Raw genomic sequence first — 12,230 nt, 5'->3', positions numbered from 1 at the left:
TGGATTTGCGCGTGACGATTGGACAGGGCGTGAGCGCTCGCACTCTTGAAGCCGCGAGCGTGGCTGCTAGCAGCCCGCGACAAGGCGTTGCCGGCCATCCGCCTCGCCTGATCGATCCACCCCGCGCGCACCATCGCGGCCGTCGCCCCGCTTGTCGTCCTCCCGCCGCATGCCACGGCCCAGTGCACGTGCCACAAGATGAGGCAAACCTCGCAGGCCCCGCCTCCCTCAGCCCCGGGCCATGTAGCGGCTGAAGCTGGTCCGCCGTGAGTTCGGCACACCCAATATCAGCGTTGTCGAGACATAGTCCATGGCCGCAACGCGCCGCTCAGATGCCCTACAGCACCCTGCAGGTTTTCGTGGCCCCTACGGCCCGTTGGGCAGGCATGATCTCTCGTCCATGTGCTCCGGCTTGCGTCAGCGCACGGCTCTCGGCTTGCCCCGTTTCTCCTCTCCGTTATCGCAAAACCTCCCCTCGCAGGCATCCCGTTAGTTACGGTCTGTACTCACAGAACCACCCGATAGTTCGGTGCCTCGACAAACGATGTCTACCGTCAGTCGGTAGTGCCCGACACGGTGAGACCGAGACAGGGAACGGCCGATGAGCGATACCGACGCCGAGCTTCACGGCGCTGACAACACCGTATTCGGCCGTAGTTCTCCCCCCGTGACCGGCCAGCGGTCGTTCGCAGCCCAACCCACCAGCGGCGACGCCGAAGACGAGGTGGGCAAGGTGGCAGGCACTGAGGACTCCACTCCCTTGAAATTCCACGTTGCTCTTTCCCCTGACGCCTACCTGCAGCTCGACGACGTGGTCAGCACCCGCCGGGAGATACCCGGGCGCGGCACCATCGTCACCTCCGGTGTGGTGACCGAAGTGGTCGCCCGTCACGAGGGTGCCGCGTTCGGCTCGGATGTGTTCCTCATCGCCGACGGAATCCTGCCGGCGACCGTGCAGGAGATCGCCGAGGTCACAACCACTCGAGTCGACCCCGAGTGCTACGTCCCGCCACGCCCCGGCGAGGTCGCCACCCGGGCCGCGGGCACCGCCCGGGACGCCGCGCTGTACTTCGACCGGATGGACGCGCGCATCCCCGCCGGCATCGGCCGCGACGGCGAACCGATCTATCTCAACCTCGAGTTCCTGGACGGCACCCGCGGCGCCCACGTATCGATCTCGGGTATCTCAGGAGTGGCAACCAAGACCAGCTTCGCGCTGTTCTTGATGCACTCGCTGTTCACCTCGGGCGCCCTCGGGGCCCGCGCGGTCAACGCCAAGGCCCTGATCTTCTCGGTCAAGGGCGAGGACCTGCTGTTCGTCGACCAGCCCAACGCCCGCCTCGACGACACCCTGCGCGCCATGTACGCCCAACTCGGCTTGCCCGCCCGCCCCTTCGCCTCGGCCGGCTTCTACGCCCCGCCGCTGCCTGGCGACACCACCGGCCGCCCCCACGTCACCGGTAGGACCAGCGGCGTCACCGCGTTCTGGTGGACCCTGGCCGAGTTCTGCGAACGCGAGCTGCTCCCGTACGTGTTCGCCGACGTCGAAGACGAGAAGAACCAGTACACGATCGTCGTCCACCAGGTCACCAGCCGGCTGCGCCGCGAAGCGCAGCCCGCCGGGAATGACGGCGCGGTCGTCATCGACGGAACCACCCTCCGCACCTGGGCGGAGATGATCGACTTCATCTCTGACAAGGTCACCGATGACGTCACCCGCCCGGACTGGGCGGGCCCGGCCATCGGCCTGGGCACGGTGAACGCGTTCGTGCGGCGGCTGCGGTCGTCCCAGAGGCCCCTCGGGCCCTTGCTGCGCGGAGACCTGAACACGAGCACCGACCGCCCGGTTGCGCACTCCATCGACACCTCGCAGCAACAGGTCACCGTGGTGGACCTGCACAACCTGCCGGAACGGGCCCAACGGTTCGTTGTCGGTGTCGTGCTGGCTGCGGAGACCGACCGCAAGGAGCAAGCCGGCCCGGGCGGGCTGCTGTTCACAATGGTCGATGAGCTCAACAAGTACGCGCCGCGCGAGGGATCCTCCCCGATCAAGGACGTACTGCTGGACATCGCCGAACGCGGCCGCTCGCTCGGCATTATCCTCATCGGCGCCCAGCAGACCGCCTCCGAGGTGGAACGGCGTATCGTGTCGAACTCCTCGATCAAGATCGTCGGCAGGCTCGACACTGCCGAGGCCGGCCGCCCCGAGTACGGCTTCCTGCCCCCCTCACAGCGCCAGCGCGCCACGCTCGCCAGACCCGGCACCATGTTCGTCTCCCAACCGGAGATCCCGGTGCCCCTGGCAGTCGGATTCCCCTTCCCCGCCTGGGCCACCCGGCTCTCAGAAGTCGCCGACCCCACCTTCACCACCGGCACCCGCGCAGCCGGCCAGGCCACCGGCAGCGCGGCGCGACCGGACCCCTTCAGCAGGCTGCCTCGGCCCGAGAGCGATCCGTGGCCTGACGACACCGACGACGGGGCCATCGACGAGCCGCCCTACTGACGCCTGCCACCTCACTCCCCGGCGCACCAACGCGACATGCCGCTCTGCTTCAGCCACCCGCAAAGGACCCACCCGTGAAGTTCCTTCACACCTCCGACTGGCACATCGGCAAAACCCTCAAGAGCCGCAACCGGCTCGAGGACCAGGCTCGCGTCCTGCGAGAGATCACCCAGATCGCTCTCGACAACGACGTCGATGCCGTCCTCATAGCCGGCGACATCTACGAAAACGTCGCACCGACCGCAGACGCACAGAAGCTCGTCGTGCGCACCCTGCTCCACCTGGCCAGGCAGAACATCGAGGTCATCCTCATCGCCGGCAACCACGACCACGGCGCCACGTTCGAGGCCTACAAGCCACTGATGGACGTCGCCGGAATCCACGTCTACGGACAGGCCAGACCAGCAGCGAAGGGCGGCGTGCACACCTTCCGCGCCAAGTCCACCAACGAGCACGTCAACGTCGCTGTCCTGCCGTTCCTCTCCCAGCGCTACGCCGTCCGCGCCGCCGAGATCATCGCCAACACCCCGCCGCAGAACGTCGGCGCATACGACCAGCTCGTCCGTGATGTCCTGGCCAATCTGACGGGAGCGTTCACCCCGGACGCCGTCAACATCATCATGGCCCACCTGACCTGCACCGGCGGCACCTTCGGCGGCGGAGAGCGGCCCGCCCAATCGATCATGGAATACCACGTGCCCGCCGCGATCTTCCCCGCCGAGGCGCACTACGTGGCCCTGGGGCACCTGCACCGCCGGCAGCAGATCCCGGCCGCCTGCCCGGTGCACTACAGCGGCTCCCCCTACGCCATCGACTTCGGCGAGCAGAACAACACCCACGTCGCCTGCCTCGTCGAGGCGTCCCCCGGCACCCCCGCAAACATCACCGACATTCCCGTCACTGCCGGCCGCAGACTGCGCACCGTCGAGGGAACCGTCGCCCAGCTCACCGCCGACCCCGCCGGCTACGGCGAGGACTACCTCAGGCTCGTGGTCACCCAGCCCGGCTACGCCGGCATGCGCGACGACCTGCACGAAGCCCTCCCCAACGCCCTTCAGATCCTGATCCACCCCGATCATGCGGATACCGGCGCCACGGCGGGCATCAGCGTCGACCAGCCCGTCAAGACGCCTGCGCAGCTGTTTGCCGACTACTGCCACAGCGTCGGCGTCAGCGACGACCGGGTCACGGCTTTGTTCAACCAGCTCCACGACGACCTGACCCGCTCGACCACCCGTCCCTGAAGCCCCAGGCCCACACTCCGCCCAAAAGGAATCCTGCAGATGCGTCCCGTTCGTCTGGAGCTCAACGGCTTCGCCGGCTTCCGCGCCCCCACCGTGGTCGACTTCACCGACACCGACTACTTCGCCCTCGTCGGCCCCACCGGATCGGGCAAGTCCACCATCCTCGACGCGCTGACGTTCGCCCTCTACGGGTCGGCCTACCGGTGGGGACGCAGCAACGCCATCTCCTACGCGCTCGCCCCCACGAGCAACCGCTGCACGGTCTCGCTCACCTTCGACGTCGGATCGCAGCGCTACCAGGTCGCCCGCGAGGTCCGCCGCATCGGCCGGCAGATCCAGCAGAAGGCCGTGAGCCTGGTGCATTTCACCGACCCCACCGCAGTCACCGTCGAGGCAGACGGACCGCAGCCGGAGGTACTGGCGGGGGAGATCAAGGAACTCAACCCGCTCATCGAGCAGTTGCTCGGGCTGTCCTTCGACGACTTCTGCCAGTGCGTCGTCCTGCCCCAGGGCGACTTCGCCCGGTTCTTGTCGGCCAAAGTCAGCGACCGGCAGCAGATCCTGCTCAAACTCCTCGGCGCTTCCCAGTACGAAGGCATCGGCAAGCGCGCCGGCGCCCAGGCCGACCAAGAAGCCAAGGAGATCGAGGTCCTCGAAGGCCAGCTGAGCCGGCATGCCGACGCCACCGCCGAAGCCGAGGCCGCCGCACAGGCGCGTGTTGCCATGCTTGAACAGCTGACCGTTACCGTCGACCAACTCGTGCCTCGTGTCACCGAGGCACACACCCGCGCGCACGAGGCCGGCGCCCGAGCCGACAAGCTGCGCAGCGAAACCGATCTTCTGACCTCCATCCGCACCCCCGACGGCATCGAAGAGCTGCAAGGTCAGGCCACACAGGCACAGATAGCTGCCCGGCAGGCCCGTGACGCCGCCGACGCAGCCGCTCAGATCTTCTCCGACGCCACCAAGGAGGCTCAGTCGGGCCCGCAGCGCTCCGACCTGACCGTCACCCGCGACCGGTACACCGAGAAGGCAAGTCTGGCTGGGCGCCGCGACGGCGTCATCGCCGATGCGGAGCGCGCCCAAGGAGAGTTGACGCAGTGCCAAGAACGGCTGCAAGCGTCGAAGGACGCCGTCGCCAAGGCCCGCGGCAGCGCCGAGGAGACCCGTGAGCGCCGCGACCAAGCCCGGCAGACGCACGAGAAACTGCAGCGTCGCCGACAACTGCTGGATGCCGTCCGTACCACCGACGGCATCACCGACCTGACCAACCGCGCAGCAGCTCATTCCCACGACGTCGAAGCCGCCGCCGGGCAGCTGGCCACGGCCCGCGACCGGCACGAGCAGGCCTCCCGCGCGCTTACCGCCGCCGGCGACGGCAGCCGGCTCACGGACGCGCACCAGACACTCGACCAACTCCTCGACGTCATCGGCGTGCTCACGGACGCCACTGGCGAACTGGACAACTGTGTCGAGACGACCAGCCAGACCGCGGAGGCGGTGGCCGGCGCGCAAGCGCGCTTGAACGCGGCCATGTCCACGGTCGACGAGGCCCGCGCCCTCGCCGGTGCCGCGCAGCTGCGCCCCAAGCTTCAGGTGGGACACGCCTGTCCGGTCTGCGAGCAGAACGTCACCACCCTCCCGCCGCCGCTGTCCGACCCCGCTCTTCACGCAGCCGAGGCGGCGCGGGCCGCTGCCGCAGAAGAACACCGTGACCTGCTGGCCCAATACGAGGACGCCAAGACGACGGTCGTTGACAAACAGCGAGCCGTAGACCAACTCACCACCCAGCGCACCCTGCTCGACAAGAGGCTGGGCACGCTGCTGCCCGACCGCCCCACCGGCACCTACCGCGACTGCAACGCCGACCGCGCCCAGCTCGACGAACTCACCGCATCCCGGGACCAGTTGACCGCTGAGGAGCAGCAGGCCCGAGACGCGGTACAGAAAGCCAAGACTGCGCACGATTCCGCCACGTCGGCAGCGGCCGCGCTGCAGCGAGAACTCGACCGGGCCCGCAGCACCCTGCACTCGACGCTGGGCACGGTGGCCGCTCTCGATCCGCCGGCCGTCGACACCGACGACCTGACCGCGGCCTGGGCCGACCTGGAGGCCTGGGCCTGCACCCGGACCTCCACCGCAGAACGCGACCTCGCAGCCGCCGCAGTCGAGACAGCCGACGCCGAAAAGACCCACTCGGGCGCGGCCATTGCGCTGGATGCAGCCGACCGCGCGCACGTCGACGCCCAGGCTGCTCACACCACAGCCGTCCGGGACGCCGCAACCGCCGACCTGGAGAAGACGACCCTGACCGACCGCCTGAGCGAACTCGAGGCGCTCCTGGACCAGGCACCGCCGGAACACGACCTGACGGCCCTCTTCGAGGAATGCGCCCGCCTTGAGGCGGCCGTGGAGGCAGCCACCGCTGACGCCAACCACACACGAAAGACAGCCAAGACAGCGGCGGCCGAGCAGGAGCAATGGCAAGAGCGCACCGCGAGTGCCCGATCCGTGTTGACAGCCGGCCGGGATACGGTGGCGGCGCTGAATCCACCGAGCCTCGACACCGACGACCTCGCCGCCGCCTGGTCCATCCTGACCGGCTGGGCCGGCCTCGGGGTCAGCGACCGGCAGGCCGCCACCGTGCGCGCAGATTCCGACGCCCAGACTGCCCACGACGAAGCCGAGCAGCTCCTGAGCCGCCTGGAGGCACTCCTGCGCGACAACGACCTGGATCCCCACGACCTCGGCGACGGCCCGGGGCGTGCCGCAAAGGCCCCACGGATGGTGGCAGTCGCAGCCGAACGCGCCCGGGGCCAGGTACAAATGATCCAACGCAGCCTCGCCGACGCCGCCTCGATACGAGACAAGATCGACGCCGCTCGTACCCGGCAACAGGTAGCCGCCGAGCTGGCCCAGCTGATGCGGTCCAACAAGTTCCCCCAGTGGCTCGCCAACTCAGCCCTCGACACCCTGGTCGCCGGCGCCTCGCAGTCACTGCGCCAGTTGTCAGGCGACCGCTTCGACCTCAGCCACCAAAAGGGCGAGTTCTACGTCATCGACCACTTCGACGCCGACTCCTCGCGCTCGGTGCGCACCCTGTCCGGCGGCGAAACCTTCCAGGCCAGCCTGGCCCTCGCACTGGCCCTCTCCGACCAGCTGGCCGGCCTGGGCGGCGCCACGAAACTGGAGTCCATCTTCCTCGACGAGGGGTTCGGCACCCTCGACGCCGATTCGCTCCAGACCGTCGCCGACACTCTGGAGAACCTTGCCCAGGGAGAGCGGATGGTCGGAGTGATCACCCACGTCACCGCACTCGCCGAACACATCCCGGTCCAGTTCCGCGTCCAGCGCGACACCCGCAGCTCCACCGTCACCCGGCAGGGCACATGACCAGCGCAGCACAAGCCACCCGCATGCGGTTCCACGTCGACGGCTGGGACCCCACCTACGGCTCCAGCGTCGAGAACACCGAGAACGGCATCGGCGACTCCACCGCCAAGGTCACCCCCCACATCGAACTCCCCCCGGCCGACTGGAAGCCCATCTCGCCCTCCCAGGTATCCGCCCCAGGCGCAGTCCTGTTCGTCGACGGCGTCCGCCGCGTCGAGGCCCGCATCTGGATCGAACAGCCCCCATCCGCCGAACCGGCCACAAGCCCCGGCAACGCAGTCCGGGACGCCCGGATGGCGCTGTGCGCCTCGTACGCGGCAGGCACGGTGTGCTGCTGCCCCGACCGCGGCGCGCATCTGCTGACCATCGACTACCGGCGTGGACTGTTCACCACCGCCACCAACGCCGCCGACGTGCCCACCACCGCCGGAACCTACAAGGCCACCATCACCCCCGACGACCAAGACCAGAACCTCGCAGTGCTGCTCTCGACGGCGCTACAACGCCAACTCACCGATCTCGAAGTCCTCGTCGCCACCCATGCCCGCACCGCCCTGACCGGCCACGGCGTCCCCGAAGACTCGGACCTCCTGGTCGTGGACGGCCCGCTGCGCGGCCGCACCCACCTGCCACGCGCCCTGGGATTCATCAAGTCCCACCGCACCGCCTACCTGCCGCCCGACCTACACGCCATGATCGCCACCCTGGCCCCCGGCGAACGCAGCCCGGTGTTCTTGATGGGCACCTCCTGGCACCGCCACGCCTGGTACCTGCGGCTACCGTGCACACCCGGCGCCCCGTGGGCCGGGGTAGTGCGGCTGGAATGCGCCGCCGACATCCCTGCGTCCGCGGCGATCGAGCTGGCCAACCTCTCCCAAGCCCTCCTGCCGCGGTACGCCAGCATCGAGTACAAAGACACCCGGGCCCCGCAGAACCTAGTGCCAGTCGCCGGACTGGAGAGAGAACTACGCCGCCACCTGGGCAACCCCATCCTGCTCAGCCGCGCCCTACGCGTGGCATCCGCAGGCTGAGCCGCACACACCGGCCAGCTCCACGCCCGCAAAACCACCTGCCCGCCCACACCGCCGAGAAGATCTCCCTGCAACGCCCCCCTGACCGCCTCACCAGTTCATTCCCCGGAGCGGCACCCCCCATGGCCACAGCACCCCTCGAACTGCGCCCCCACCAAAAGGACGCCGTCACCGCCGCCACCCGCACCCTTGGCCAGCACACCCGTGCGAGCGTGATCGCCGCATGCGGCACCGGCAAGACCCTCATCGCCGCCCGCACCACCGCCCGCATCGCCCCCAGCGGACGGGTTCTAGTGCTGCTGCCGACACTGGACCTGCTGTCCCAGACGATCCGGTCCTGGCGCCTGGCCGGCCGCAAGGGCAGCGCCATCGCCGTGTGCTCCCAACGCCAGGCCCTCGACCACGAACCGCTCGGCGCCGACGTTCCCCTCACCACCGACCCCGCCGAATTCACCACCCTGACCGTCCCGAACCGCCCCGGCCCGGTCACCGTCTACGCCACCTACGCCTCCCTGCCCGCCGTCGTTACAGCCCACCGCGACCACCACCTGCCCCCCTGGGACCTAGTGGTCGTCGACGAGGCCCACAGAACCGCAGGCCGCCTCGGCAAGGCCTGGGCCGCCGTCCACCACGACGACCAGCTCCCGGCCGCCCGCCGCCTCTACCTGACCGCCACCCCCCGTATCTGGGACCCCGACGACGCCCCGGACGGCGACGGAGTAGAGACGGTGGCCTCCATGGACGACGAAACCCTGTTCGGTCCCGTCGCCTACCACCTCAACCTCTCCGACGCCATCGACCTGGGCCTCCTGGCCGACTACCAGATCCTCGTCCCCGTCGTCACCGACCAAGATCTGCGCGACTGGCTCGCCACCGGACCCGGCGCCGGTGTCGACGGACTGCGCTTGGCCGGCCGCCAGGTCGCCGCCCTACGCGCCATCCACGACCACCAGCTGCGCCGCATCCTCACCTTCCACCACCGCGTCGCCGACGCCCGCGCTTTCGCCACCACCCTCGCCGACACAGCCGCCACCCTCCCCACTAGCCTGCAACCCGACGGCCTATGGGCGGACTGGATCAGCGGCAGCCACACCCCCCAGATCCGCCGCCGCATGCTGCTCGAGTTCGCCTCCCACACCGACCCCCACATCCCGGCCGTGCTCTCCAACGCCCGAGTCCTGGGAGAAGGCATCGACGTACCCGCCATCGACGCCGTCGTCTTCGCCGACCCCAAGAACAGCCCCGTCGACACCGTCCAAGCCGTCGGTCGCGCCCTGCGCCAACAACCCGGCGCCGGCAAGAAAGCAACCCTCGTCGTCCCCGTCTACCTCACCCCCGACCAAGACCCCGACGACCTCCTCGGCGCCGACGCCTACACCCCACTGTGGCGCACCATCCAGGCCCTACGAGCCCACGACGACCGCCTCGAAGCCCGCCTGTCCGACCCCCGCACCCACCGCCTCACCACACCCCCCGAAGACCCCGAGGCCTGGCTCCGCTTCGACCGCCCTGTCCAGGCCGAAGAAGTCGCCCTCGCCCTCTCCCTGCGCGTCCTGGCCCCCAAGAGCGCCGAATGGCGCCGCGGCCTCACAGCGGCCCGCCGCTTCCGCCACACCCACCACCACCTTGACGTCCCCCAAACCTACGAAGACCCCACCAGCTACCCCCTGGGACGCTGGCTCACCTGGCAACGCCACCTGCACACCAAGGGCACGCTCGACACCGTACGCGTCCACGCCCTCGAACGCCTCGGCATCATCTGGGACCCCCGCCAGCAGGCCTTCGACCGGGCACTGGCCCACGCCGCCGCCTACGCCGCCCGCCACGGCCACCTCGCCGCCCCCGTCGAGGAAGTCCATGACGCCTTCCCCCTCGGCCGCTGGCTGGCCACCCAACGCACCCGCGCCGAGACCCTCACCAACCAGCGTGCTGCTGCCCTCACTGCCCTGGACCGGTGGTGGAACCCGCCCTGGCCGATCACTTGGCAGCGGGCCTACCACGCCGCCCGCCAGAGCCTGGAACACGACGGGAAGCCCTCCCAGACACAGAGGAGGTGGCTTGAGGCCCAGCGTGCCCGATCCGACCGCCTTCACCCAGAACAAAGACGCCTGCTGAAGGAGTCGGGACTCCTCGACCTGCCCGTCACGTCCGCCTCCCCAGCAACGGAGAGCCCCCTGCCGGCGCGCGAGCGTGCCTTCCAGCGCGGGCTGGCCGCCGCACGTGCATTTCGCCAGAGGGAAGGCCATCTCAACGTCCCCCAGCGCCACATCGAGAAGATCGAAGGCGACCCCGTGCGCCTGGGCCAGTGGCTGAGCAACCTGCGCCGCCGCCGCTCCAGCCTCAGCCCGCACAGGCAAGCAGCGCTGGCCGAACTCGGCCTGTAGCCGGTGAACGTACCCCTTGAGGAGGACGGGCTGACACCTGGAGCGGGCTAGGCAGCGAGGTTTTAGCCAATGGCCTGACTGCGCCCTAGCGGAGCCGCTCGGCATGCCCACACTGCACAGCAGGGGAGAATCCATCTGGCCGGTGCAAGAGGGGGCGTACATGGCGGCCAAGCGCAAGAGCAGCACTGTCCGCAGACGCCGCACCGCCCGCTACAAGGCAGCAGCAAGCGTGCTCGCCGCACTGGTCCTGCTGGCCCTGTTACGCCCGGCGATCTGGCCGTATATCGGCGCAGCGCTTGCCGCCGCAGGAGTCGGCTGGATGGTGTGGCGACTATGGCGCACCGACAAGCTGCTGCGCAGTGGCGACGCCGTCTGGAGACAACAAGAACAGATCGCAGCGGGACAGCGAACGCTGGCTGCAGTCGACACCATGTCCGGCACTCAGTTCGAGGAATTGGTCGCTGAGTTATGCCGTCGTGACGGCTGCACACAAGTGCGCTCGGTAGGCGGGGCCGGAGACAACGGAGCCGATGTGCTCGGCCGGCTGCCCGACGGCCGGGCCATGGTGATCCAGGGCAAGCGATACGCACCCCACCGGACGATCGCCAGCCGCGAAGTACGCGATCTGCTGGGGGCGAAGGTGCATTTCTCTGCAGATGTGGCCATCTTCGTCGCCACCACACGCTTCAGCCGCCAGGCCGAGGCGTTCGCGGTCGACCACCACATCCTTACCGTGCACCGCGACTTCTTTGGGCTATGGAACAACGGGACATCGCTCCTGTCACTGGCCAAAGTCAACGGACGCGGACAGGGAGAATCCCGCCACCGAGCACGTTGGAAACAGACGTACTCCAAGTGACCAGCCTTTGCCGGGCGCTCTGCGGCATCTAGGGGACAGCACAGTGCACCGGTCCCGCCCACCTTGAGCCGGCGGAGCATGGCAGCAGCCAACAGCCCATCAGCTGCGCTGGCATCAGCCTGGAAGTCGCCGCGCCTCGCCGTCACCATGCCTACTCGCTCTGCCCTCCGGCTGACGGAGCGGGATACTCCTCATCAGAGCTCTTGGCGAGATGCAGGGGCGCAGGCAGGTTGGTGCGCCAGTCCACAGCTCATCCCCCTCTCACACCCCACCAGTGGTATTCCGGGCCATTCCAGACGGGCCAACAACTCCCTGAACCCACATGCAGGGTCTGACAACGCCCCCAAAAACAACGAAGATGCGCTCCGCGACAGCGGAGCACCACAAGAAACCGGACATGCCGTCAGGCATGCCGAGGTGTCACCCAGCCTCGTTCTACTACACCCTGTCGGCCCATCAGGGCCAAGGCCCATCCAGCCCCGGCACACCAAGAGGGGAGGGGAACCGGATAACTGTCTAACAAACCCTTACGACATCACGGCGCCGCAGGCGCCGATACAAAACCAACTCCCTGCCTCGTCAGGGCAGGGAACCTCACCACCCCACAGACACTCACAGCCATGCCGCCAGGCATGACGCCTTCAGACACGTCACAGCGGGGCCGCCAGGCCCCGGGCTCCAACTATCCCTGTTGGCCCGTCAGGGCCAAAAATAGTCAACACACAGTCATGCCGTCAGGCATGACGACATGTCACTTTACGGGCCGTCAGGCCCGTAGTTGGCCGCCAGGCCAACTCAAGAGCCGACAGGCTCTCC

6 protein-coding genes are annotated in these 12,230 nt (G+C 68.7%); all 6 read left to right on the top strand.

The annotated features are described in order from the left end of the window. Positions 1-733 precede the first annotated feature (733 nt). The 6 genes from V2J85_RS14190 (at position 734) to V2J85_RS14165 (ending at position 11,414) form a co-directional block, all read left to right on the top strand. Positions 734-2,503 (top strand): ATP-binding protein, encoded by a 1,770-nt coding sequence (locus V2J85_RS14190; protein WP_330821766.1) that lies wholly within the window; start codon positions 734-736, stop codon positions 2,501-2,503. A 74-nt stretch (positions 2,504-2,577) separates the two neighbouring features. Next, the gene (locus tag V2J85_RS14185; RefSeq protein ID WP_330821765.1) at positions 2,578-3,747 is read left to right on the top strand and encodes a metallophosphoesterase family protein; all 1,170 of its coding nucleotides are present in this window, start codon (positions 2,578-2,580) and stop codon (positions 3,745-3,747) included. Between the two features lie 39 nt (positions 3,748-3,786). Continuing rightward, a complete protein-coding gene (locus V2J85_RS14180) occupies positions 3,787-7,140 on the top strand; it encodes an SMC family ATPase (RefSeq protein WP_330821764.1) in 3,354 nt (1,117 codons plus the stop codon). After that, a complete protein-coding gene (locus V2J85_RS14175; protein WP_330821763.1) occupies positions 7,137-8,171 on the top strand; it encodes a hypothetical protein in 1,035 nt (344 codons plus the stop codon). The genes V2J85_RS14180 and V2J85_RS14175 overlap by 4 nt, the downstream gene beginning before the upstream one ends. A gap of 122 nt (positions 8,172-8,293) precedes the next feature. Beyond that, complete coding sequence (locus V2J85_RS14170; protein WP_330821762.1) at positions 8,294-10,555, top strand: DEAD/DEAH box helicase; 2,262 nt, start codon at positions 8,294-8,296, stop codon at positions 10,553-10,555. Positions 10,556-10,715: 160 nt separating this feature from the next. Continuing rightward, complete coding sequence (locus V2J85_RS14165) at positions 10,716-11,414, top strand: restriction endonuclease (protein WP_330821761.1); 699 nt, start codon at positions 10,716-10,718, stop codon at positions 11,412-11,414. The last annotated feature ends 816 nt before the right edge of the window (positions 11,415-12,230 follow it).

This window comes from Streptomyces bugieae (genome assembly GCF_036352915.1).
Taxonomy (GTDB): domain Bacteria; phylum Actinomycetota; class Actinomycetes; order Streptomycetales; family Streptomycetaceae; genus Streptomyces; species Streptomyces endophytica.
The sequence above is the reverse complement of the archived record's forward strand: the minus strand, read 5'-3'. Positions and strand labels throughout refer to the sequence as shown.

Coding starts and splice junctions, on each gene's coding strand:
- V2J85_RS14180 (WP_330821764.1), top strand. CDS start 3,787: ATGCGTCCCGTTCGTCTGGAGCTCAACGGCTTCGCCGGCTTCCGCGCC.
- V2J85_RS14175 (WP_330821763.1), top strand. CDS start 7,137: ATGACCAGCGCAGCACAAGCCACCCGCATGCGGTTCCACGTCGACGGC.
- V2J85_RS14170 (WP_330821762.1), top strand. CDS start 8,294: ATGGCCACAGCACCCCTCGAACTGCGCCCCCACCAAAAGGACGCCGTC.
- V2J85_RS14165 (WP_330821761.1), top strand. CDS start 10,716: ATGGCGGCCAAGCGCAAGAGCAGCACTGTCCGCAGACGCCGCACCGCC.